This window comes from Vibrio fluvialis, assembly GCF_900460245.1.
In the GTDB taxonomy this organism is placed as follows: Bacteria; Pseudomonadota; Gammaproteobacteria; order Enterobacterales; family Vibrionaceae; genus Vibrio; species Vibrio fluvialis.
This window is the reverse complement of record NZ_UHIP01000002.1, coordinates 915,948-938,512: the sequence shown is the minus strand read 5'-3', so window position 1 is coordinate 938,512 and position 22,565 is coordinate 915,948. Positions and strand designations below refer to the sequence as shown.

Below are 22,565 nucleotides of genomic sequence, written 5' to 3'. Positions count from 1 at the left end.
GCGCGTAGTTAAACCCTATTGGAAAACAGGAAAGAATCATGACAACGGAAACAACGGTTTCAGCGGCGCAACCCGCAGACCCGTGGGGCGCTGCAGCACAAACGACAACCACGGCCGACCCTTGGTCAACAGGTAGCGATGCGGCAACCGCCGGCAACGACTGGCTCAACACCGCACCAACGGACGTCCCTTTTGATTGGATGCACCCCTTCAAAGACGCCATTCTGCCCTTTGATAGCTGGGTGGAAACCGCTCTCAACTGGCTGGTGACCCACGGTCGCCCGGTGTTTCAGGCGATTCGCTTACCGATCGATTTCATTCTCAGCTCATTTCAGACCGCACTGGTCTCTACGCCAGCCCCGATCATGCTGCTGATCCTCTTTTTGCTCGCCTGGCAACTGGCGGGGTCGCGCATGGGGATTGCGTCATTTTGCTCGTTGCTGGTGATAGGCCTGATTGGTGCCTGGGACCAAGCCATGGTCACACTGGCACTGGTAATGACGTCGGTCTTTTTCTGTCTGCTCATCGGTTTGCCACTCGGCATCTGGCTGGCGCGCAGTGATACCGCGGCCAAAATTGTCAGACCCATACTCGATGCGATGCAAACCACCCCAGCCTTCGTTTACTTGGTGCCTATCGTCATGTTGTTTGGTATCGGTAATGTACCGGGCGTGGTCGTGACCATCATCTTCGCTCTGCCACCGATTGTGCGCCTGACCATTTTGGGGATCCAGCAGGTGCCGGAAGAACTGATCGAAGCAGGCCACGCATTTGGCGCCAGCCCGAAGCAGATGCTGTATCGCATTCAATTGCCGCTGGCGATGCCAACCATTATGGCGGGCGTCAACCAGACACTGATGCTGTCACTGTCGATGGTGGTGATTGCTTCAATGATCGCCGTAGGCGGTTTAGGTCAGATGGTGCTGCGCGGCATTGGCCGACTGGATATGGGACTTGCCGCCGTGGGTGGTTTGGGCATCGTGATTTTAGCTATTCTGCTTGACCGCATTACTCAGACCATCGGCGCGAATAGCCGAGATAAGAAAACCCATTGGTACGAGAAAGGCCCCGCCTCACTCGTGTATCAACTGAAACTGAAATTCACACACACCGAAGGTAATAAAAAACTAGGAGAACAGAAATGAACGTAGCATGGAAGACGATGCTCACCACAGGACTTGTGGCAGGTGCAACGCTCTCAGCCCCCGCTTGGGCCAAGTTGCCGGGTGACGGTATTACAGTGCAACCTGTTCAGTCGACAGTGGCTGAAGAGACGTTCCAAACGCTGATCGTCAACAAAGCGATGGAAGCGCTAGGTTACACCGTACTACCCACCAAAGAAGTCGACTACAACGTGGGCTACACCTCCATCAGCGAGGGAGATGCCACTTATCTGGCGGTGAACTGGGCGCCACTGCATGAAGGCAAGTACATCGCCGCCGGCGGTGACGACAAATTCTATCGCAAAGGGGATTACATTTCCGGTGCCGCGCAGGGCTATCTGATTGATAAAAAGACCGCCGATAAGTATCACATCACCAATATTGATCAGTTGAAAGATCCTAAAATCGCCAAACTGTTTGATGCCAACGACGATGGCAAAGCCGATTTGACCGGTTGTAACCCTGGGTGGGGTTGTGAAAGCGTGATTGAACATCAGATGGATGCTTTTGGCTTACGTGACACTGTCACCCACAATCAGGGTAACTACGCGGCGATCATCGCTGATACCATCTCGCGCTACAAAAAAGGCGACTCCATTTTGTACTACACCTGGACACCTTACTGGGTAAGTGGCGTTTTAGTTCCGGGTAAAGATGTGGTGTGGTTGGAAGTGCCATTCTCAGCGTTACCGGGCGATCGTAAAGATGTCGATACCACGCTGCCAAACGGCAAAAACTATGGCTTCCAGATGAACTCGATGAAAATCGTCGCCAACAAACAATTTGCTGAGCAAAACCCGGCCGCGGCCAAACTGTTTGAAATCATGAAACTCAACATCAATGATGTCAGTGCCGAAAATATGATGATGAGTCAGGGACACAACTCTGAAAAAGACATCGAGGCGCATGCCAACGGCTGGATCAAAGCGCACCAGAAACTGTTTGATTCCTGGATCGCCACTGCAAAACAAGCCGCCCAATAATAACTACGGATAAGGCGGTGTGCTGCAAACACGCCGCCTCATTTTCCGCACGGAGGATGACTTGGATATTCACGAGGAAGTATTAGTCTCAATTCGCCAGATCATTCGCGCCATCGATCTGCATTCTAAAAAGCTCAACAAAGATTATGGTCTCACCAGCCCGCAGTTGCTGCTCATGAGAGCCATCAAAGCCGCGCCAAGCATGACGATTCGTCAACTGTCCGTCGCCACCAACATGAGTCAGGCAACGGCCACCAGCATTCTCGATCGCTTGGAAAAACGCGAACTGGTTGTGCGTGAGCGTGACACCATCGACAAACGTAAAGTGCACGCCAAACTGACGGCTTTGGGAGCACAGATTTTGTCACAAGCACCGCAATTGTTGCAGGATGATTTTGTTCAACGATTTCAAGCGCTGGATGCCTGGGAGCAGACGCTGCTGCTGTCGTCACTGCAACGCCTGTCACGCATGATGAATGCGCCGGAGGCTGACGTTGCGGTCGAGCCGCTACTACTGGCTATCGACACGGAACCGTTCAACCTCTCCTGACACAGTGCGAATAAGGAACCTTATCCTTCGTTACGCACTTTTGCACGGCGCGCAGTAGCAAAGTCGTCGTTCGTCACCTGGAACAGGCTGGCGAATGACTGTAACTTGGTGCCCATCTTGTCGATATCTTCCCCAATCAGCGCACTCTCTTCTATTGCTTGCTGGATCACATCGAACTGTTGATCCATGTGCGAGAAGTGACTGGAGACGACATTCAACTGCTGATCCTGCTCGCTGATCGCGCCGCCAATCTTCTCGACATGCAATGAGATATTAGCAATCGCCTCTTCAACCTGGTGCCAAGTATCCTGCGCGTTGTTGACTCGTTCAGCACACGCGGTCGCCGATTCAAGACTGTCGCTCATCACATTCTCAACCCGTTGAGTACTGGTGCGGATGGCACCAATCAGTTCACTGACGCTGTCGGTCGAGGCGCGGGTTTTGACCGACAGATTGCGCACTTCATCAGCCACCACAGCAAAACCCCGGCCCTGTTCACCAGCGCGCGCCGCTTCGATGGCAGCATTGAGCGCCAGCAGGTTGGTTTGTTCGGCGATGTCGTTGATCACCACAATCACCTGACGAATTTTCTCTGCATCGACAGTGAGGTTGCTTACCGCCTGCGCCACCAGCGACAAATCGCTGCTGAGCTGATCCATTTGCGACACCGTTTCAACCACCGATGCACGTCCGGAACCCAGTACTTTCACCGTCGCCCCTGATGCCTGCTGAATCCCTTCCAGTTCGCCACTCACCAGTTGGCTGATTTCCGCAGAATGCGTCATCTGATCCTGCACCTGCTGCGACTGATGATGCATCGAGTTTGACGCCTTGGTCAGCTTCACGTTGACATCGTTCACATCCTGCGACATCGGCTCCATACGTTTTATCGAACCAAGCAACGTCGAGAACGTGGCATCCAGGTGATCGATAAAAGCGTTAAAGCTGCGCGACAGCTCCGTCACTTCATCGTTACCTTTCTCTTCCAGTCGGTAACGTAAATCGCCCGATCCCGAACCCAGCTGTTTAACCGCTTGCAGCATGTGATTGAGCGGAGCGAGAATCGAACGCGACATCATCCAGCCGATGCCAAGACCAATCAGGATGGCGGGCAGCAGCATAAACAGCACCGAGTTTTTGATGTGCAACTTCAGCGTGGTCAGAAACGTCATCGCTTCCGACTCATCAATTTCACTAAGCAGTACCCACTGCAAACCGTGCAGATTCAGCGGCATGTAAGCTGAAAGCACCGGAATATTGCGGTAATCTCGTATCAGTTCAAAGCCTGTTTCGCCGGCTAAACCTCTCGCCACCGCGTCCGAATTCACGGACTGCAAACCAATCGACGTCGAGAGCGCGTCCATTTTGGCCAGTGTCGCGCTATCGGTGCCCAACTCTTTCATCAGCGCCAGATAACCCGCTTTATCTTCCAGCACAAAGCGGGAATTAGAGCGCATCAGCTTATCACTCCCCACAAGATAGGTTTCGCCCGACTCACCTAAACCTGACTTTTTCCAATTCTGGCTGTGGGTCATGATGCCGTTAATCACATCAAGCGGCATCTGCATGATCAACACACCGACGGTTTCACCGTTATCACGAATTGGCGCGCTGACAAACGCAGCCTGCGCTTCGTAAGAAGGAGTGTAAGGTTTGAAATCGGTGAAGAAACTGCCGGAAGTGAGCTTCATTGCGCCGCGGTAAGCATCCGCCAGGCCGCTGTCTTTATAAGGGCCTGATTTAAGTGACGTCGCGAAATCGAGTTCTTTGTAGGCGCTGTAAACCACATAACCGCTTTTCGCATCGACCAGGAATACGTCGTAAAAACCAAAGTTCTTAATAAAATCGGTGAAATAGGGATGATAGGTTTGATGCAGCGCATCGTACTCACCGCCCTGCTCGCCTGAAACCAGCTTATCTTTACTGCCCAGAGGATTGGGGTTGAGTGCGATATACTGGTTTTGCAGCGTTTTGGCACGGTCAGACACCTTGCCAAACAAGTTGTCTGCGCTGATGCTGTCGATGGTGTTGATGTCGTGGTAACGCCCCGCGAATTCATTGAGGTAGTAGTTACGCAGCGCTTCATTGTCATCAGGACGGACGGGATAATCCATAAAGGCTTGAGTAAAACCTTTCACTGCCGCCAGAATACTCAGATCGTGAGACATATTCTGCGCCTGTGAGGCGACCGTATCGAAATAACGCTCAATCTGCGAGGCCGATTCATTACGAGAAATAACCAGACGCTCTTTCGCGGAGGTAGCCAATGCTTCTGAGGCGTCTTTATACACCAACCATCCCAATGCGATGCAACTCACCGCGGTAAACACTACCGCCACCACCACATAGCTGATAAACATTTTGCTGCGTAATTTCATCCGTCCATCCCTTGCATGATCGATTCCCGCTCATGCTAAGGTTTAGCCCAATTCACTCCGCGCAGGCAGAGCAGGCGATGGTTTAGTGACACTTATCACATATGAACTTGATTGCTTCGTTCTAATTATTATTAATCCTATCGATATCGCACCAAGGTTGTGCGTTTAAAAGAGCCTTAAGACGAAGAGCTGATTCCAGAGTAAACCATTTTGTAATCAGGCTGCTGCGGAAAGCAGCGCTTGCCTTTTTTGTCACAGAAATACGGTTGTAATTCATCACAGTTCAGTTATTTTGAACAAAACCCTGTTTCTCAATGTGCTATGGACTACATCGCCTTACTCAATGTCATGCAAGATTATTATCAGTGGCTGTTAACGCTGCTGATTCTGCTCATCTATCCTAAAGCGGCTAAGGTCACTCTTCGTGTGTTTGAAAAGACCGTGATTGGCCGCGACGATGTGCACCGCGTCAAACGGGCGCGTTGGCTGATCAAAACCGCGCTGTTCATCATGCTGCTGATGGCCATTATGATCTTGTGGGGCATTGAATTACGTGGGTTATTGGTGGTCGGTTCCTCCATTTTTGCACTGCTGGGCGTCGGCTTATTTGCCAGTTGGTCTCTGCTGAGCAATGTCACCTCGTTTTTCACCCTCTTCGTGCAGAATTACTGCCGAATCGGTTTGTGGGTACGCGTGGTGGATGGCGCCAACTTTGTCGAAGGCAGAATTACCGACATGACGTTTCTGAACGTGGTTCTGGAAACGGTCGATGGCAACCGCATTCTTTACCCCAATAACCTGTTTATTGTCCGTCCGGTGATTGTGCTTAACAAAGCCCCGGGAAAAGCCGTGAAGAAACCCGAGAAAAAACAGTTACCAATTGGAGTTAAACGTTGAGCGAGTATCAGGACTTATCCCAACAAATCGAAGCGCTCGCGAAAGCGGAAGATGATGCCCAGCAGGTCTCGCTGCTGGGCGAAATGGTTGACAACGGTCTGGATGAAGGTTCACTGGCGCTGATTCTGGAAGCGTTCCCGGTCGATGATCGTGTCCGCATGTGGCGCAGCCTGCCGCTGGAAATGCACATTGACGTGCTGACCGAAATGCGTGCCGATGTGCGTGTGTCGATCATCAAAGCGCTGTCCGAAATTGAGCTGAAGCTGACGCTGGCGAAACTGGACAACCTGTCGCTGATTGAGTGGGAAGACTCGCTGCCAGATGAGATTGTCAGTGAAGCGCTGCGCTTAATCAGCCGCGACGAGTTGGAACTTTACGACCAGGCCAATGAGTTTGAAGATAACGAAATCGGCCACTGGGCAGATCGTAAGCTGTATACCCTGCCGTTCAGTATCAGCGTGAATCGCGCCAAGATCCTGCTCGACAAATATCACCTCGAATCGCCGCAGTACATCTACCTCATCAACAAGGCGAAGAAATTCCGCGGTGTGGTCGCTTTTACGGATATTCTGCAAGCCGAAGGCACAACTCAGCTTAAAGAGCTGAAGAAAGAAGATTTGGTGCTGATTAACGCCCATCAATCACTTTCCGATGCGGTAGAAGCGCTGGAACACGCGAGCTTGCCTGTGGTGCCTGTAGTGAACGACGATGACACGCTCATTGGCGAAATCGACTGGCAGTTTGCTTTGGGCACCCAGCGTGAAATCTACGAATCGCGTTTGATGGCCGGTACCGGTATGGATGAAGGCGACGACCTGTTCGCGCCGATTGTACGCAGTTCCAAGCGCCGCGGCGTGTGGCTCGGGATCAATCTGCTGACGGCGATTCTGGCGTCGATGACCATCGGTCTGTTTGAGAACGTCATTTCCCAAGTGGTTGCACTGGCAGTGTTGATGCCCATCGTGGCTTCAATGGGCGGTATTGCCGGCAGCCAAACACTGACACTGATGGTTCGCGCCATGGCGCTCAATCAGGTCACCACAGGTAACCGCTTTGCGCTGTTGAAAAACGAGGTGGGCATCGGTGCCATCAACGGAGTGTTGTGGGCGCTGATCATCGGCGGAGTGGCCGGTCTTTGGTTCCAATCCACCCTGATTGGCTTCACCATCTCGCTGGCCATCGTGGTGAACATCATTACCGCCGCGCTGTTTGGCGTGCTGATCCCTATCATCCTCGATAAGTTTAAGCTCGACCCGGCTTTAGCCGGTTCGGTTATCCTGACAACCGTGACCGATGTGGTTGGCTTTTTCGCCTTCCTCGGTACCGCCAGTCTGGTCATGCTGTAATCCTGACGCCCTGCTTCGCGGGGCGTGCTTTCATCTGCCCTTCTTCCATCCTTCACTCGGCATTCAGGCAAAAAAAATTTTAAAAAATTTATTTTTTCCCTCTTGAAGTTCGATTTTTTCACCCTATTTATATGGTCGAGCGGCAGTGATGCCCCACCGTATCTGGGTTCGCTCTCCTTTCAGGCGCTGGAACTTCCAGCCATACGCGACCCAATACGTTTGTCTTTTATTTTCGATTTAGCGATTTTAAGTAGGAGGCACTCCCAATGAACATTCGTCCTTTACATGACAAATTGATTGTTGAACGGCTCGAAGTCGAAAACAAATCTGAGGGCGGAATCGTACTGACATCCAAATCTGCGCAAAAATCTAACCGCGGCAAAGTGCTGGCGGTGGGTAAAGGCCGTCTGCTCGACAGTGGCGAACGCGCTGCGCTGGAAGTCAAAGTGAACGACCAGATCATCTTTAACGATGGTTATGGCGTGAAAACCGAAAAAGTGGACGGGCGTGAATATCTCATCCTGTCTGAATCGGACGTATTAGCGATTGTTGAATAATTTTGTTGTGAGTTTTTAAGGAGATACACAATGACAGCAAAAGACGTTTTATTCTCGAACGACGCTAGACAAAAAATGTTGACCGGGGTGAACCTGCTGGCGAACGCCGTCAAGGTAACTCTGGGCCCGAAAGGTCGCAATGTGGTACTGGATAAATCTTTCGGCGCTCCAACCATCACCAAAGATGGTGTTTCCGTGGCCAAGGAGATCGAACTGGAAGACAAGTTCGAGAACATGGGCGCACAAATGCTCAAACAGGTCGCTTCCAAAGCCAACGATGAAGCCGGAGACGGCACCACCACAGCAACCGTGCTGGCACAGTCGCTGATCAACGAAGGTTTGAAAGCCGTTGCCGCAGGCATGAATCCGATGGATCTCAAACGCGGTATCGATAAAGCCGTTGAAGCCTCGGTAGAAAAACTGCACCAGATGGCCAAACCTTGCAGCGACAAACAATCCATCACTCAGGTCGGCAGCATTTCGGCCAACAGCGATGCGGCGATTGGTGAAATCATTGCCGAGGCGATGGAAAAAGTCGGCCGCAACGGCGTCATCACCGTGGAAGAAGGCCAGGCTCTGCAAAATGAGCTCTCCGTCGTTGAAGGCATGCAGTTTGACCGTGGTTATCTGTCGCCCTACTTCATCAACAATACCGACTCCGGCAGCGTGGAACTGGATAACCCATACATCCTGTTGGTTGATAAGAAAATCAGTAACATTCGCGAGTTGATTCCTGTACTGGAAGCCGTCGCGAAAGCGTCTCGCTCACTGCTGATCATCGCCGAAGATGTCGAGGGCGAAGCGCTGGCAACGCTGGTGGTGAACAGCATGCGCGGCATCGTCAAAGCTGCTGCGGTGAAAGCACCGGGCTTTGGTGACAACCGCAAAGCGATGCTGGAAGACATTGCCGTGCTCACCGCAGGCCGCGTGATCTCTGAAGAGATCGGCCTGGAACTCGAGAAAGCAACACTGGACGATCTCGGCAGCGCGAAAAAAGTCACCATCAGCAAAGACACCACCACCATTGTGGATGGCGCAGCGGATGAAAGTGCAATCAAAGATCGCGTGGCACAAATTCAGCACCAGCTGGACAACACCACATCGCAATACGATCGCGACAAGCTGCAACAGCGCATCGCCAAACTCTCTGGCGGTGTCGCGGTGATCAAGATTGGTGCGGCAACCGAAGTCGAAATGAAAGAGAAGAAAGACCGCGTTGATGATGCGTTGCACGCCACTCGCGCAGCCGTCGAAGAAGGCATCGTTGCTGGCGGCGGCGTGGCACTGATTAAGATCGCCAATGAACTGAAGGATCTGAAAGGCGACAACGATGACCAGAATGTCGGTATTCGCGTTGCGTTGCGTGCGATGGAAGAGCCATTGCGTCAAATCGCCATCAACGCGGGTGACGAAGGTTCTGTGGTGGCCAATGCCGTGAAAGCGGGCGATGAACACTACGGCTACAACGCAGCGACTGGCGAATATGGCAACATGATTGAGTTGGGTATTCTTGACCCGGCGAAAGTCACTCGCTCTGCACTGCAATATGCCGCTAGTGTGGCTGGCCTGATGATCACCACCGAAGCGATGGTGACTGACGCGCCAAAAGAGAACGCCGCTTAATCGGCCCAATGCATTGAGGGTGAATCCTCACCCTCAATGACGTGAGGTGAAGATGAAACGTTATCCAGCTTTGCATTTAGAAATTGCCGAATCTGCCGCGGGACCATCCAGCCCTAACTGGCCTGTGGTACAAAATTTCCCCCGGGTTTGCCGCGACGCGATATTCTCGCTGCCGCAGGCCCAAGTACCACAACCCAAAGCAAACGTCTGGGTGGTGACGTTCGATCTAAGCAAACTTGCCGAGCTGCTAAACCCGACGCTTCACTGATGATTGGACACGGCCAGCATTAAGCTGGCCGCTTTTACTCGTTCACTGGCTCCAGTAAACCTGAAAAATTCACAACAAGAATAAATCGAAAGCTCCCATTCAATATCCATATAACACTACACATTACGCGGACAGAGGTTCATTATGGTCGAGCTTTCTGCAACCTCGTTGCCTCTCAAGCACTCCTTGTTGCCAATCCGTCATGAAGACACGCTCAATGCCGCCGAAGGACTCCCGCCTCTCAGGCGCTGTGGCTATTGGCATATTCCAGATTCTAAGAAAGAAGGTGTCTCCAATGGAAAGTCAGTCTCATCAACCGTTAATGAAACGTCCACGCCGCCTGCGCGCGCATCAGCACATTCGCCACATGGTGCAGGAAACCCAACTAAGCAAGAGCGATTTGATTCAACCGATTTTTGTCGAAGAAGGCATCGAAGCGCCGGTGGCGATCGACGCGCTGCCGGGCGTCCAACGTATTCCGGAATCCCATATCGCCGACGAAGTGATCGCACTGTACGAACTGGGGATTCGCTATGTGATGCCGTTTGGTATTTCTCATCACAAAGACGAATGTGGCTCTGATACCTGGCACGACAACGGCTTGCTGAGCCGCATGATCAAAGCCATCAAAACCGCCTGCCCAGACATGATTGTGATTCCCGATATCTGTTTTTGTGAGTACACCACTCACGGCCATTGTGGTGTGGTGCACGAAGGTTATGTCGATAACGATAAAACGGTCGAAAATCTGGTGAAACAGTCCGTGGCTGCCGCCAGAGCCGGTGCGGATATGTTGGCTCCCTCAGCGATGATGGATGGCCAGGTCGGGGCGATTCGTCGCGGTCTGGACGCCGCAGGTTTCCCGAACGTGAGCATCATGGCGCACGCGATCAAATTCGCCTCTGCATTCTATGGTCCGTTCCGCTCAGCGGTGGAATGTACGTTGGAAGGTAACCGTGATACCTATCAAGCCGATCCGCACAATGGTCGTCAGGCATTGGTTGAAGCTGCATTGGATGAAGAAGAAGGCGCAGACATTCTGATGGTCAAACCCGGCACACCGTATCTGGATGTGCTGAAGTCGCTTAGTGATAACACACGCCTGCCACTGGCGGTGTATCAGGTCAGCGGTGAGTACGCAATTTTGAAAACGGCAGCGCAAGCCGGCCTGCTGGATGAGAAACGCGCAGTGCTGGAAACCATGATTGGCTTTAAACGCGCTGGTGCGAGTGTGATTGTCACCTACTACGCGAAAGAGCTGGCGCAGTGGCTGAGTAAATAATTTCGCCATAAACCGATTGCCCGTCACTGTTACGGGCAATTTTTGGATAGTAGCGTTTAGGTTCTGACCAACCGAACGCCATTCTTACCGCTGCGCTTCACTTGATACATGGCTTCGTCTGCCCGTTCATAGAGGGTTTCAAAGTCATGCTGCCCCGGCACAAATTCACACACGCCGATACTAAAACCGATGTGCGCCTTACCGTTTTCCAGCACGACAGGTTCTGCGGCATGAGTCAGCAACTGGTCGGTAAACGTATTCAGCGCCTTCGTTTCTTCTTTTTCGCACAGCAGAACAAACTCGTCGCCACCGAGGCGCGCTATCACCGACTGTGGCGGCGCAAACCGTTTTAGCCATTCGGCCACCACCACCAGTACCGCATCGCCCGCTTTATGGCCAAGATGATCGTTGACCGTCTTGAAGTTGTCGACGTCGATAAACACCATCGCCGCCAGCGAATCGGATTCGGAGTGATTGATGCGGTTAAACTCACTTTGCAGTGCTTTGCGATTAAGCAAATTGGTCAGCGGATCCTGACGCGCCAGACGCGATAGCTCCTGCTCATAACGCTTTTCGTTAGTGATGTCGATGTGAGTGCCCATGATACGCAGCGGCGAACCATCCGCAGCGTATTCGACAATCCGCCCACGGTCCGACACCCAGCTATGGCTGCCATCTTTGTGCAGCATGCGATGCACCACCTGATAAGTATCAGCGCGGCCATGCAGGTGATCTTCAAACGCGCCGACCGCCAGATCATAATCGTCCGGATGCAGCTTGCTTTTCCAGGTATCAAGATTTGCTTCCAGTTCATTGGGCTGAAAGCCAAGCATCTTGCCCCACTCCATGTTGAAAATGCGCAACCGCCCCGTAGGCACATGTTGCTCCCACAGGCAGAGCCCAGTGCCATCAAGGGCGGCATTGAGCTTCTCTTCTAAGCGCTGCTTTTCACGGGTTAATTGCTCAACCTGTTGTTCCAGTTGCTGAATGCGATCTTGCTGTTCTTCCATGGGCGTGATTGATAGTTAACGTAGTAACGCTAGTCTGCCACAATTTCAGGGGACACCGCATCCTCAAATTGACAGCGAATGAGCTGCATATTGGCGAGATTCTCAATAAAGATATCCAGTAACTGTGGATCAAAATGCTTGCCGCGGTTGTCACGCAGATAAGTGCCCACCTCTTCCATGCTCCAGGGGCGCTTGTAAGGACGGGTAGACAGCAGCGCATCGAACACATCACAAATAGCTACAATACGTCCTTCCAGCGGAATCTCCTCTCCCTTCAAGCCAGCCGGATAGCCGGAGCCATCCCATTTCTCGTGATGCGTAAGAGAGATGCGGCGCGCCATGCGGATCAGCTCAGATTTGTTGTCGGGAATGATGACGCCACCCATTGCCGGATGCTGTTGCATCACGTTCCACTCCTGCTCATCGAGCTTGCCCGGTTTGAGTAAAATGTCGTCCGGCACACCAATTTTGCCGACGTCATGTAGCGGGCTGGCGATTTGAATCATCTTGCACCAGTGCGGCTCTTGCCCCGCCGCTTTCGCCAGTTCAAAGCTCATGCGGCTGATGCGTTTGATGTGTTCACCGGTTTCGTTATCGCGAAATTCGCCCGCTTTAGCGAGCGCAAAGTTGAGCTCATGAGCCAACTCTTCCAGCTCAAGGCAAGCGGTGTCGTAATAGACGGAGGTGGCCAGTCCCATGTCCATAAAAATGACCCGGTTGAGCGCCGTCATGTAGCGCTGAACGTTGCCTATTTCTGGCGCCAGCACTTTATACACCACTCCGGCAAGCTGGCTCAGAACAATGCAATAAGCGCCGGAGTAGATCTTAAAGTCGATACCGAGTTTATGATGGGTTTTGCCGATGCGGTTGGTTGCGTTGTAATACTCAGCGCCAAAGTTGCCACGAAATACATAGCGCATCATATGCTCGCGTTGGTGGGCTTTAGCCCGTTTGACTGACTGTTCATCCTGATAAAAATGCGCCGTTTCCCGGTTGCTGCTCAAATGGGCATAAACATGGCTAAGAATGTCATCAATATTTTGTTCCATCACCCAGTAGAATTCGCGTAGCGTATTCAGCGTTTGCTGATCGATGACCAAATACGACGCCCACCGACGAATTACGCTCTCTGGTTCTGAGCTAAAAGCCGTTTCCATCACACACCTGACTTTGACTGTTGTTATTCATCATCCGCACAATAAAAGACCATAACATTTGTGCAGTTAATGTGTGGATATAGCAAAAGCCTCACGTTGCATAAAGTACGACCAGTTAACCAGCGCCCGTTTTTATGAAGGTATTTGCACTACTTCACAAAGCGATTGGAATAAGCCTCACATGTTGCATGTTGTTCGTGCCACAGGTGAAGCTTAGTGACGGAGTCACGCAAAATAGGCGGTACTTCGCCCGTCTGATTGCGTGAAGCCAGATCGTGGTTTGTAAAAAAATGTAGCGGTAACCCTTCTCCACCGATTGATTAAATAATAAGCTCATAGTTTCACACTATAATAAGGAGAATTTGTCGTGAAACGATTGCTACCTCTGGTTATTCTCAGTTCTGCATTGTTGGCTTCCCACGCGATAGCGACGACAGGCGACCACATCTACGTTCAGGCGTCAAAAGGCAGTTTTAACGATGCCGCCATCACCAAGTTGTTCGAACAACAACCCGCACTGAAAGCAGAAGTGGATTTTTCCGGCACTCCGCTCAACACCTTTATGCAGGCCGATCTTAATGATGCACTGGCATTCAGCGCGGTTGAGAACTCCACCATTAACGGCCGCTTAGTCCAGGCTACGGTTGAAGCATTGCAGCAATACAAAGTCGTTGGTGTGAAAGCGTTTATCACTACCCCGATTGAAATGTGTGTACTGATGAACAGTAAAGATGTGAAGGCGAAACGCTCGATTGCATTAATTGCCTCGCACCCTGCCGCTCTCAAGCAAATCGATAGCTGGAAACAGACACTGAATGCGAAAGAACTGGCCGTTCCGGAAGGCACGGCAGCAGCGGCGCAACGCGTCTCAAACGGCGAAATGCCAGATGGCACCGCGGCGATTGGAGCTTGTGTGCTGGAGAAAGTGTATCCGAATCTGGTTGTGGTTGAGCAAGGTGTTCAGGACAACAAGAACAACAAAACGTCTTTCCTGCTGATGGATGTGGAAAAACGGGTCTCACCGATTGGCGAAGCAGATGCTCGTAAAGAGCTGGAAGCGGCGATTAAGCAAGGACAAAAGCTGTAATTTGAAAGGAAGACATACCGACAGCGAGCGGTATGTCTTTCACTTGGAAAAGCGGGATCAGGGGTCTACTGATAAGTCATCAGCTCGCGATCATCAAACCATTTCATCAGCTCTGCTCGTGGCAGATGTGAGGTATTCTGAATCACATTTTTAGTCAGATGCGGCGCAAACTTTTCAATGAAGTCATACATATATTGCTGCAGATAGGTGTTTTTGTTGTAACACAGCCAAGCGTAACAATCCGGCACCAGCCCTTCCAGCGAACGCACGGTAATGGAATCACTCAGCTTGTGGGTGGCAACCGAGGCAATAATGCCGATCCCGACCCCCAGACTCACGTACTCTTTGATCACTTCCGCATCCATCGCCGTGACGATGTATTTCGGCGTCAGGCCTTTCTGCTTAAACGCGTTATCAATCGCGCCACGGCCGGTCGATTTGAGTTCGTAACTGATGAGCTTTTCCTGCGCCAGCTGTTCCAGCGTAATGGTTTCCGCTTTAGCCAGTGGGTGGTTTGATGGCACAATCAGCGCCAGTGACCACTTGTAAGCAGGCAGAACCGCAAGATCCATCTGCTCATCCACATCCTGCGCCACAATAGAGAAATCGTAAGGGCCGGACGGCAACGTATTCCCACGGGTTTCTGGCTCAATGGTTCCCATGTGCAGTGATACTTTCGGGTACTTTTTCATGAAGAACTGCACCGTTTCCGGCAACAGGAATTTCGCGATCGCATTGGTGGTGTAGACGTTCACTCGTCCCATATCCGGCGATGTGACACTGGCAGAAAGCGCCTTGATACGCTCTTCAATTTCCAGCATTTTTCCTGCTTCACGAATGATCTGGCTGCCAATTTCGGTTGCGCCGGATAAGTGCTTACCCTGACGCTCAAAAATCTGCACGCCCAGCTCATCTTCCAGCAACGCAACTTGCTTACTGATACCCGGCTGAGAGGTGAATAATTTTTCTGACGTTAACGAAATATTGTATCCATTACGCTGAATCTCTCGGATATAGCGCAGTTGCTGTAGCTTCATTATGTACTCCTAGGTCACAAAATGATTGCATAACAATCACTTAAATGAGCCATTAGTTATACAGGAATCATCGGTTTCGAGCTAGTCTATCTATTAATAAAAAGATAGGCCATCGCATCACAAAGACACGCAGAAAACTGCGACTGATTTCATGTGTGAGCAAATCAGGCGTGGCGATGGCGGAGTTTATCTGCCGTACAATTTGCTTTAAGATCAGCGGGGTTGAACAACGCATACTGTCGACACGGCGAGGCCGGGTCGGTGGTTCCATCAATCAGGACACAGATATTTGGCCACCAAACACTCGGAATCGACTGTCACCATTGCCCTGCCTTCGCTGATCCATCGCATCGGCCGTGAACACGCTACAGCCTTGCAAGCGTTCGCTGCTGAGCATCGCTGCACCATCAAGCGTGTTCGTCGTTCGCGCAACTGGCAATGTCAGGGCGAACCGGAAGATTTGCTGTTGTTGCTGCGCGCTATTCAAGCCAGCGACATCGCATTGGCCGTCGCGTCGGTAACAAGTAAATTGGAAGCGGGCATCAAGCCCTATCGGCAAGAAACGTTAAGCGAAAGATTGGCTCAGTTGGTGCAGGACAACCCGGCGATGACCCTGGCTGAGCTGATGGAAAAAACCGGCTGCACATTAGTGCAAGCCAGAACGGCGCGGGAAGATCAGGAAAAGTGGTAAACCAGCGTTCAGGCTGGTTCACCAGTGGAATGCAAACGACTAAGCTTGGCTCAGCAGCTCTTTAACGATGGTCAGCACACCGCCATCACGGTTACTTGGCGCGCGGAAACGGGCGTACGTTTTGACTTGTTCATGAGCATTATCAACCGCGTATGAGTAGTAGCTCGCCTGCAACATTTCAACATCGTTGAAGTAGTCGCCGAAGGTCATGGTTTCCTGCTCAGTAAAATCAAACTTCGCCTGCAACTGCTTGATGGCAGTGCCTTTCGATGCTTCTGCGTTCATCACATCCAGCCAGATTTTCGCACTCACCACCACTTTGTGGCTGTGACCAAATTTCGCGTTAATGCTCGGATTAACCCATTGCTCAGTGCCATCAAAATGGCAAATCGCGACCTTGATAAAGTCATCCTCAACCGCCAGAAGATCCGACACCGACTCGCAGCGATGGTAGTACTTCTGAATCTCTTCCATTGCCTGTGGATCCTCTGTCTCGATGTACGCCGAGCGTTTACCGCACAGCACAACATGAGTTCCGGCAATGTTTCTTGCTTCGTTGATGATCGCAGCAACCGCCGATTTATCGATGGTGCTGCTGTAGAGTTCTTCGCCTTTGTACATCACCAAAGTGCCGTTTTCGGCGATAAACATGATGCGATCCTGAATCTCGGCAAAAGTGTCGAGCAAGCTGTAGTACTGGCGACCAGACGCAGCAGCGAACAAAATGCCGCGTTCATCCAATTGCTTGTGCAGGGAGAAAAATTCTGGGTCGAGCTGGCCCTTCTCGTCGAGAAGCGTGCCGTCCATATCAGTTGCGATGAATTTGATGTTTCGTTGTGACATAAAGTGAAGACTCGTAGATTCAAAATGCGTGGGCCCGCTCATCCTACCATATTCCGTCGCGGCTTATTCAGTTTGCTGTCAGAATACCTTCGGCCGAGCGTCTGACGACCAAGCCACTAATTCGTTGATATTTATTGAACTCTCAATTAAAACTCAAAAATATTTGTAATAAACTTAAAAAATGTTTAGTTTGTCAGCAGATTTATTTGAGGAAGTGTCATTATGAGCTTTAAACAAGCCTACCTGTTTTACCTAACTTGCGCCGCCACCATCAGCTTTGGTTTTTCGTTTCTGGTTCTTTACCTGGCGGTAAACAGCTAAGTATCACTGAACACGATAAGAATAAGAAAAGCCGCTGCAGAGATTGTCTGCGGCGGCTTTATTTTTAGCTTGAAGATGCAATCTTATGCGGCTTTAACCGGTTTGGCGTTCGCCGCGCTTTGGCGAGTTTTCTCACTAATTAGCGCTTCGTGCAGTGCGCAAATCGCACTGTTGTAATCGCTGTCTTCAACCACAAATTGCACATTGACATTACGCATTGAAGAGTGTGCCGCCATCGGATTCACATTCAGTTCCGCCAAGGCGTGCATACCGCGCGCCAAAGCTTGGTTGGTGTTGATGTTCGCACCAATGGCTGAAATCAACGCCACCATTTTTCCGGAAATCGACGCATTCGGATAACGTTTCTCCGCTTTATACAGCAGCTGGTTGAGGTTATCGCTGGAACCGCTGAGGAAATAGGTCATCGAGTTGGCATTCATCTCTTTTCCAACCAGATGCACTTTGGCTTCGGCAATGATTTCCATCAGGTCATAGCTCACATTATCCACTTTGCCGACCATGCTCTGATCAAACATGTGCAGCGCAAATACCTTGTTGCGCCCGGCAATGATCTCGACCTTGTTATCTTCAGGCTGATGATGATTGGAGATCAGCGTGCCCGCATGGTCCGGCTCAAACGTATTTTTCACCCGCAGTTCAATCTCCTGATTGCGCAGACCCGCCGCCGCATTGGGGTGGATTGCTTCCATGCCAAGGTTGGCCAGTTGATCGGCCACATCGAAGTTGGTCAGCCCCATTGGGCGCACTTTCTCCGGCCCCACAACGCGCGGATCGGCTGAGCTGAGATGATACTCTTTGTGAATGATCGCCTGATCAGCATGGGTCAGCGCGGCAATGCGGCTGAACGTCATCTCGCTGTACCCACGATCATAGGTTTTCATCAGGCCTTCGTCGCAGTAGGCATAACCCGTCACGATCGGCAGCTCCGTCGAGACATCTATCTCTTCAAAAGCGCGCAGAATTACCTCATCTAGATTGCCCCGAGTGCCTTCGTTCCAACCCGACAGGTCAACAAAACGGGCGTTAATGCCTAGCGTTTTCAGTTTTAGTGTCGTGTTATACGCGCTGTGCGCTTCGCCAATCGAAGAGAGAAATTCGCGGATCTGAGGCAAATAATGACGCAGCGAAAACTGCCCGTACTGGCAGGTTTCAAGAATATTGTTGATGCAGTTCACCGCTTCAGAAATGCGGGAACGAATGAACTTATCGGCGCGAATCCGGCTCATGGGATCGGCAAATAAGTTTTCATTAGTCAGCAACATACGCTGTTCCAGCTCGTACATTGCATCCGTCCAACTGTCGTCGCGTTTCGCGATCATTTGATAGATGCCAGGCTTGCCGGTGCGTTTGCACTCCAGCAGGGCATCGGTCATGCCCGAATAGGCCGAGACAACAAATACGCGGTCATACGGATTACTCGGTTTAAGCAGAATATTATCAAGGACCGCGTCAAACGCAGTCATGGAAGTACCACCGATCTTTTCTACGGTGTAAGACATGGGGTCTCCTCGTTATGTTGAATTTACAGGGTGTCGCTCAAGTAAGGTTGCGGCGTCATGTCCGCAACCTCATTCAGCCAGCACTAATCGGCGATGGGATAGACGCCGTTTTCATCGTGCACTTCCGCCCCTGTCAGCGGTGGATTGAACACGCACGCCATGACCATATCGGCGCCATCGTAGGCGCGCAGGTAATGTTCATCGTGTTTATCCAGGATGTAGAGCGTTCCCGGCTTAATCGGGTAAGTTTCACCACCAACCACGGCAATTTCGCCCTCACCGGACATGCAGTAGACCGATTCCAGATGATTTTGGTAGTGAATGTGGGTTTCAGTGCCTTTGTAGATGGTCGTGATGTGGAATGAAAAGCCCATCTGATCGTCTTTGAGCAACATACGGACACTTTCCCAAGTTCCGGTTTCAGCAACGATACGGCGTTCACTTTGGCGACATTCATCCAGGGTTCTTACGATCATGACTCTTCCTTATGAGGCTTTTTTAATGAATTGAGGTGCGATGTTTTCCACCGCGCGTTCGAAAATCTCCAGGCCTTGTTCCAGCTCGGCTTCACTGATGGTCAGCGGACAGAAAAACTTCACCACTTCATCATTTGGGCCGGCGGTTTCAATCACCATTCCCAAACGGAAACATTCGCGGGCAATTTTTTCAGCCACCTCACCACTTTGGCACTCGATACCCTGCATCAAGCCTCGCCCTTTCAGGCGTGAGAATAATTCAGGGAAGCGGCGCAGCGACGTTTGGATGGTGCGGGTCACCTGCTGAGCTCGCAGTTGAATGTGCTGAGCAAAATCATCGTTTGCCCAATAGGTTTCCAGCGCTTTGGCTGCGGTGACAAAGGCGTGGTTGTTGCCACGGAAAGTGCCGTTGTGCTCGCCCGGTTTCCACTGATCCAACTCTGGCTTAAAGAGCACCACGGCCAAAGGCAGTCCGTATCCGCCGATCGATTTCGACAGCGTGACGATGTCGGGTTCAATGCCGGCAGGTTCAAAGCTGAAGAAGGTGCCCGTACGGCCACAGCCAGCCTGAATGTCATCAACAATCACCAGTACGCCATGTGCTTTACAGATTTTGCTCAGGCGTTGCAACCACTCATTGGATGCCGCGTTCAGACCGCCTTCACCTTGCACCGTTTCAACCAGAACCGCCGCTGGCTTATCCAGACCTGACGAGTTGTCGCTCAGCATGGTCTCAAATAAAACAAGGCCATCAATATCAGCGTAGCCGTCGTACGGCAGACGCGTGACGCCCGAAAGGCCAAGCCCCGCGCCACCACGATGATGCTGGTTCCCCGTCGCCGCAAGAGCGCCGTATGAGCAGCCGTGAAAACCATTCGTGAAGGCAACAATATTGCTGCGCCCGGTGACTTTGCGTGCCAGCTTCATCGCCGCTTCAACGGCGTTAGTGCCTGTTGGGCCTGTGAACTGCACTTTGTAATTCAAGTCGCGAGGTTCAAAGATGTAGGTTTGCAAAGCACGCAGGAATTCCGCTTTCGCTTCCGAATGCATATCCAGGCCGTGCGTGATGCCATCTTTGTCGATGTACTCAAGCAGCGCTTGTTTAAAAATGGCGTTGTTATGGCCATAGTTCAGCGAGCCAGCGCCCGCCAGAAAATCGAGGTAAGCATCACCATCTTTGGTATACAGCCAGCTTCCTTTGGCGGTGGAAAACACCACAGGGAAATGGTTGGCATAAGATTGAACGTTTGATTCTTTCTTTTTAAAGATATCCATAACGATGGGATTTATCCTTTTCGGTTAGTTCGTGGATTAAGAGGAATTCGGTACAGGTATTCGGTGTCGTGCTCGCCATCAAAATGGCGGGTTTCATCAAGAAACGTCGACACTTCACCCTGTTCACCGTGGGCACGATCCAATTTTTTAAACAAGCTCCAAGAGCCATTGTTGTCTCGGGTAATCGTGGTTTCCAGCACGTCAATGTCGGCCAGGTCATCGCGGGTCAACAGTTCGTTCAGCATATGGAAAGCCAGACCCATTCCGCGTGCGCTTTCATGCACAGCGACCTGCCAAACAAACAGCTCGTTTGGCTTATCCGGCTTGCGATAGGCTGAGACGAACCCCACCATGTCGCCATTACGTTCGGCGACCACGCAAGTACTTTGAAAGTGTGTAGATTGCAGGAAGTTACAGTAGGCAGAATTCTCATCCAACGGTGAACATTGCGATACCAATTCATGTACGCGTTTGCCATCCGTTCGGCTTGGAATTCGGAACGACCACTCTTCCTGAGCGTTGTGCATAATTTCTGGGTATGCAACCCATGGTGCTGCTGTAATCATTGTCGGCCACATATCAATTCAATTTGAACTCTAAACAAATTCCTTTTATAAACTAACAGCTCAAATGAATATTTCAACCCCTAAACTCGACAAAATATTACAGAAAACTCATAAATTTATTTTTTATCAATAAGTTAAGATAGTAAACAACAGTACACCCAAATAGACAATATATTTAGATGTGTAATTAAAATGACAATTTACTTACAATGACATGTCAGACTGGATAAATAACAAGGCTGTCACTAGCAATTTGAATGGATTTCGCAATTTGCATTCGCAGAATGCAACAGTTACGGCTGAAATAGTGCCAAAAGCAGAGAAAAACGCGCAAGATATAGTCAAAACAGTGCTCTAAAACTTGGCACATATACTGCATTATATTAGTCGACCCTTATTAAGCCGAGGGTCACCTAGCCAACTGACGTTGTTAGTGAATGCATTTTGTTCACAATCTATATCGGCCAATCGTGATTATTACGATTGGCTCTTTTTTTATCTGCCATACGCAGTTGAGAGTCATTGCACACTTCTCGACACCGCGCTTTACCTCTTTGATTTCCGCAGTAAAGTGACCACGTCAACGTTCACAGATGTGTGCCCATGAAAACGGACTACCACAAACGCTTATTACCCGTCATTCGCTTTCTCGAAACCAACTTCGATCAACCGTTTAATCTGGAAGAAGTTGCGCGCATGGCTTACCTCTCTCCTTACCATTTTCATCGTATTTTCAAAGCGGTAATGGGCGAAACGCTCAACGACTATTTACGTCGTTTGAGAATGGAAAAGGCCGCCAACCATCTGTTTTATAAAAAACTGTCGGTGGTCGATGTTGCGTTATCGATGGGATTTTCCAGTTCGCAAGCCTTTGCCAAAGCGTTCAAGCAACATTTTGGCCTGACAGCGAGTCAGGTTCGCGAATGCGATAATCTGGAGGCGTTTACTCTGCTGCTACAAAACAGCAAGATAGGACACATGCTGCGCAAGTATGGACACGATTCAGAATCAGAGGCTGCCTATAATCACCAGACGTTGATAACAAGGAGTCACCAAATGGATCTACAGACTTTCGAACCGAGCGGTTTGGCATTTGTACGCGTAACCGGACCGTATGGCGAAAACTACGAGCCCGCCGTGGGCAGTTTATATGGTTGGGCGGGGCCAGCGGGACTGGCGCACCACACCTCTATTTTCATTTATCACGACAATCCGGAACTGACACCCGCTGACAAATGCCGTACGGACATCTGCCTGCTGGTTCCATCAGGTACAGAAGTACCCGCTCACATTGAGTACACCGAGTTTTCTGGGGGCAAATACGCAACCATTCGCCGCACAGTAACCGACAAATCGCAGTATGTTCTGTATTGGGATGAGTTGATGGAAAAAGTGGTGGAACAAGGGCTCGATTCTGACGATCGTCCCTGCTTTGAGCTCTACCATGAATGCAATCCAGAAACTGGCGTTGCTGACGTCAGCTTCTGCACCGCGATTCGTTAAATACACGCATCGTCCGGAAACATTAAGGGGAA

21 protein-coding genes are annotated in these 22,565 nt (G+C 50.9%); 12 read left to right on the top strand and 9 right to left on the bottom strand.

Annotated features, from left to right (window positions below; translation table 11 throughout):
- Nucleotides 1–38 precede the first annotated feature (38 nt).
- The 3 genes from proW (at nt 39) to DYA43_RS19340 (ending at nt 2,696) form a co-directional block, all read left to right on the top strand.
- On the top strand, nt 39–1,145 hold the full coding sequence (gene proW, locus DYA43_RS19350; protein WP_061055415.1) for a glycine betaine/L-proline ABC transporter permease ProW: 1,107 nt from the start codon (nt 39–41) through the stop codon (nt 1,143–1,145).
- Nucleotides 1,142–2,146, top strand: coding sequence for a glycine betaine/L-proline ABC transporter substrate-binding protein ProX (gene proX, locus DYA43_RS19345; protein ID WP_061055414.1), 1,005 nt, complete (start codon nt 1,142–1,144; stop codon nt 2,144–2,146). The genes proW and proX overlap by 4 nt, the downstream gene beginning before the upstream one ends.
- Nucleotides 2,147–2,207: 61 nt before the next feature.
- Nucleotides 2,208–2,696, top strand: coding sequence for a MarR family winged helix-turn-helix transcriptional regulator (locus tag DYA43_RS19340; protein WP_020329041.1), 489 nt, complete (start codon nt 2,208–2,210; stop codon nt 2,694–2,696).
- Between the two features lie 20 nt (nt 2,697–2,716).
- Here the strand turns inward: DYA43_RS19340 and DYA43_RS19335 are convergent, their stop codons facing one another.
- On the bottom strand, nt 2,717–5,074 hold the full coding sequence (locus DYA43_RS19335; RefSeq protein WP_061055413.1) for a methyl-accepting chemotaxis protein: 2,358 nt from the start codon (nt 5,072–5,074) through the stop codon (nt 2,717–2,719).
- A 321-nt stretch (nt 5,075–5,395) separates the two neighbouring features.
- Here DYA43_RS19335 and DYA43_RS19330 point away from each other — a divergent pair, with 321 nt between their 5' ends.
- From DYA43_RS19330 to hemB, 6 genes are all read left to right on the top strand, one after another.
- Nucleotides 5,396–5,971: a mechanosensitive ion channel domain-containing protein gene (locus tag DYA43_RS19330; RefSeq protein ID WP_020329039.1), complete on the top strand. Its 576-nt coding sequence runs from the start codon at nt 5,396–5,398 to the stop codon at nt 5,969–5,971.
- Nucleotides 5,968–7,317 (top strand): magnesium transporter, encoded by a 1,350-nt coding sequence (locus tag DYA43_RS19325; protein WP_020329038.1) that lies wholly within the window; start codon nt 5,968–5,970, stop codon nt 7,315–7,317. Before DYA43_RS19330 ends, DYA43_RS19325 begins: the two co-directional genes overlap by 4 nt.
- A gap of 266 nt (nt 7,318–7,583) precedes the next feature.
- Nucleotides 7,584–7,874 (top strand): co-chaperone GroES, encoded by a 291-nt coding sequence (locus tag DYA43_RS19320; protein WP_020429407.1) that lies wholly within the window; start codon nt 7,584–7,586, stop codon nt 7,872–7,874.
- Between the two features lie 30 nt (nt 7,875–7,904).
- Nucleotides 7,905–9,497 carry a chaperonin GroEL gene (gene groL / locus DYA43_RS19315; RefSeq protein ID WP_061055412.1) on the top strand — a complete coding sequence of 531 codons (1,593 nt, stop codon included), beginning with the start codon at nt 7,905–7,907 and terminating at the stop codon, nt 9,495–9,497.
- 52 nt (nt 9,498–9,549) lie between these two features.
- A complete protein-coding gene (locus DYA43_RS19310; protein ID WP_081035119.1) occupies nt 9,550–9,765 on the top strand; it encodes a hypothetical protein in 216 nt (71 codons plus the stop codon).
- Between the two features lie 295 nt (nt 9,766–10,060).
- Complete coding sequence (gene hemB / locus DYA43_RS19305) at nt 10,061–11,047, top strand: porphobilinogen synthase (RefSeq protein ID WP_061055411.1); 987 nt, start codon at nt 10,061–10,063, stop codon at nt 11,045–11,047.
- A gap of 56 nt (nt 11,048–11,103) precedes the next feature.
- Here the strand turns inward: hemB and DYA43_RS19300 are convergent, their stop codons facing one another.
- Both DYA43_RS19300 and DYA43_RS19295 read right to left on the bottom strand, forming a co-directional pair.
- Nucleotides 11,104–12,057: a GGDEF domain-containing protein gene (locus DYA43_RS19300; RefSeq protein WP_020329033.1), complete on the bottom strand. Its 954-nt coding sequence runs from the start codon at nt 12,055–12,057 to the stop codon at nt 11,104–11,106.
- A gap of 29 nt (nt 12,058–12,086) precedes the next feature.
- Complete coding sequence (locus tag DYA43_RS19295; protein ID WP_061055410.1) at nt 12,087–13,214, bottom strand: HD domain-containing phosphohydrolase; 1,128 nt, start codon at nt 13,212–13,214, stop codon at nt 12,087–12,089.
- A gap of 367 nt (nt 13,215–13,581) precedes the next feature.
- Here DYA43_RS19295 and DYA43_RS19290 point away from each other — a divergent pair, with 367 nt between their 5' ends.
- On the top strand, nt 13,582–14,301 hold the full coding sequence (locus DYA43_RS19290) for a prephenate dehydratase domain-containing protein (protein WP_104408438.1): 720 nt from the start codon (nt 13,582–13,584) through the stop codon (nt 14,299–14,301).
- Nucleotides 14,302–14,366: 65 nt separating this feature from the next.
- Here the strand turns inward: DYA43_RS19290 and DYA43_RS19285 are convergent, their stop codons facing one another.
- Nucleotides 14,367–15,338, bottom strand: a complete 972-nt coding sequence (locus tag DYA43_RS19285; protein WP_020329030.1) for a LysR substrate-binding domain-containing protein — start codon at nt 15,336–15,338, stop codon at nt 14,367–14,369.
- A gap of 289 nt (nt 15,339–15,627) precedes the next feature.
- Here DYA43_RS19285 and DYA43_RS19280 point away from each other — a divergent pair, with 289 nt between their 5' ends.
- Nucleotides 15,628–16,029 (top strand): ribosome recycling factor family protein, encoded by a 402-nt coding sequence (locus tag DYA43_RS19280; protein WP_061055409.1) that lies wholly within the window; start codon nt 15,628–15,630, stop codon nt 16,027–16,029.
- A 39-nt stretch (nt 16,030–16,068) separates the two neighbouring features.
- Here the strand turns inward: DYA43_RS19280 and DYA43_RS19275 are convergent, their stop codons facing one another.
- The 5 genes from DYA43_RS19275 to ectA all read right to left on the bottom strand — a co-directional run bounded on the left by DYA43_RS19275 (nt 16,069) and on the right by ectA (nt 21,042).
- The gene (locus DYA43_RS19275) at nt 16,069–16,872 is read right to left on the bottom strand and encodes a Cof-type HAD-IIB family hydrolase (protein ID WP_061055408.1); all 804 of its coding nucleotides are present in this window, start codon (nt 16,870–16,872) and stop codon (nt 16,069–16,071) included.
- A gap of 404 nt (nt 16,873–17,276) precedes the next feature.
- The gene (locus tag DYA43_RS19270) at nt 17,277–18,713 is read right to left on the bottom strand and encodes an aspartate kinase (RefSeq protein ID WP_020429420.1); all 1,437 of its coding nucleotides are present in this window, start codon (nt 18,711–18,713) and stop codon (nt 17,277–17,279) included.
- A gap of 83 nt (nt 18,714–18,796) precedes the next feature.
- On the bottom strand, nt 18,797–19,189 hold the full coding sequence (locus tag DYA43_RS19265; protein ID WP_020329026.1) for an ectoine synthase: 393 nt from the start codon (nt 19,187–19,189) through the stop codon (nt 18,797–18,799).
- A 9-nt stretch (nt 19,190–19,198) separates the two neighbouring features.
- Nucleotides 19,199–20,464: a diaminobutyrate--2-oxoglutarate transaminase gene (ectB, locus tag DYA43_RS19260; RefSeq protein WP_055452195.1), complete on the bottom strand. Its 1,266-nt coding sequence runs from the start codon at nt 20,462–20,464 to the stop codon at nt 19,199–19,201.
- Nucleotides 20,465–20,475: 11 nt separating this feature from the next.
- Nucleotides 20,476–21,042, bottom strand: a complete 567-nt coding sequence (gene ectA, locus DYA43_RS19255) for a diaminobutyrate acetyltransferase (protein WP_020329024.1) — start codon at nt 21,040–21,042, stop codon at nt 20,476–20,478.
- 591 nt (nt 21,043–21,633) lie between these two features.
- On the opposite strand from ectA, the gene DYA43_RS19250 reads away from it, so the two are divergent.
- Entirely contained in the window at nt 21,634–22,533 is a 900-nt protein-coding gene (locus DYA43_RS19250) for an AraC family transcriptional regulator (protein ID WP_024375521.1), read from the top strand.
- Nucleotides 22,534–22,565 lie beyond the last annotated feature (32 nt).

Excerpts from the sequence above, each read along its gene's own strand:
- DYA43_RS19300 (WP_020329033.1), bottom strand. The coding sequence starts at position 12,057 with ATGGAAGAACAGCAAGATCGCATTCAGCAACTGGAACAACAGGTTGAG.
- proX (WP_061055414.1), top strand. The coding sequence starts at position 1,142 with ATGAACGTAGCATGGAAGACGATGCTCACCACAGGACTTGTGGCAGGT.
- DYA43_RS19295 (WP_061055410.1), bottom strand. The coding sequence starts at position 13,214 with ATGGAAACGGCTTTTAGCTCAGAACCAGAGAGCGTAATTCGTCGGTGG.
- DYA43_RS19285 (WP_020329030.1), bottom strand. The coding sequence starts at position 15,338 with ATGAAGCTACAGCAACTGCGCTATATCCGAGAGATTCAGCGTAATGGA.
- ectA (WP_020329024.1), bottom strand. The coding sequence starts at position 21,042 with ATGTGGCCGACAATGATTACAGCAGCACCATGGGTTGCATACCCAGAA.
- proW (WP_061055415.1), top strand. The coding sequence starts at position 39 with ATGACAACGGAAACAACGGTTTCAGCGGCGCAACCCGCAGACCCGTGG.
- DYA43_RS19330 (WP_020329039.1), top strand. The coding sequence starts at position 5,396 with ATGGACTACATCGCCTTACTCAATGTCATGCAAGATTATTATCAGTGG.
- DYA43_RS19310 (WP_081035119.1), top strand. The coding sequence starts at position 9,550 with ATGAAACGTTATCCAGCTTTGCATTTAGAAATTGCCGAATCTGCCGCG.
- DYA43_RS19270 (WP_020429420.1), bottom strand. The coding sequence starts at position 18,713 with ATGTCTTACACCGTAGAAAAGATCGGTGGTACTTCCATGACTGCGTTT.
- DYA43_RS19250 (WP_024375521.1), top strand. The coding sequence starts at position 21,634 with ATGAAAACGGACTACCACAAACGCTTATTACCCGTCATTCGCTTTCTC.
- ectB (WP_055452195.1), bottom strand. The coding sequence starts at position 20,464 with ATGGATATCTTTAAAAAGAAAGAATCAAACGTTCAATCTTATGCCAAC.
- DYA43_RS19320 (WP_020429407.1), top strand. The coding sequence starts at position 7,584 with ATGAACATTCGTCCTTTACATGACAAATTGATTGTTGAACGGCTCGAA.
- DYA43_RS19275 (WP_061055408.1), bottom strand. The coding sequence starts at position 16,872 with ATGTCACAACGAAACATCAAATTCATCGCAACTGATATGGACGGCACG.
- groL (WP_061055412.1), top strand. The coding sequence starts at position 7,905 with ATGACAGCAAAAGACGTTTTATTCTCGAACGACGCTAGACAAAAAATG.
- DYA43_RS19335 (WP_061055413.1), bottom strand. The coding sequence starts at position 5,074 with ATGAAATTACGCAGCAAAATGTTTATCAGCTATGTGGTGGTGGCGGTA.
- DYA43_RS19265 (WP_020329026.1), bottom strand. The coding sequence starts at position 19,189 with ATGATCGTAAGAACCCTGGATGAATGTCGCCAAAGTGAACGCCGTATC.
- hemB (WP_061055411.1), top strand. The coding sequence starts at position 10,061 with ATGGAAAGTCAGTCTCATCAACCGTTAATGAAACGTCCACGCCGCCTG.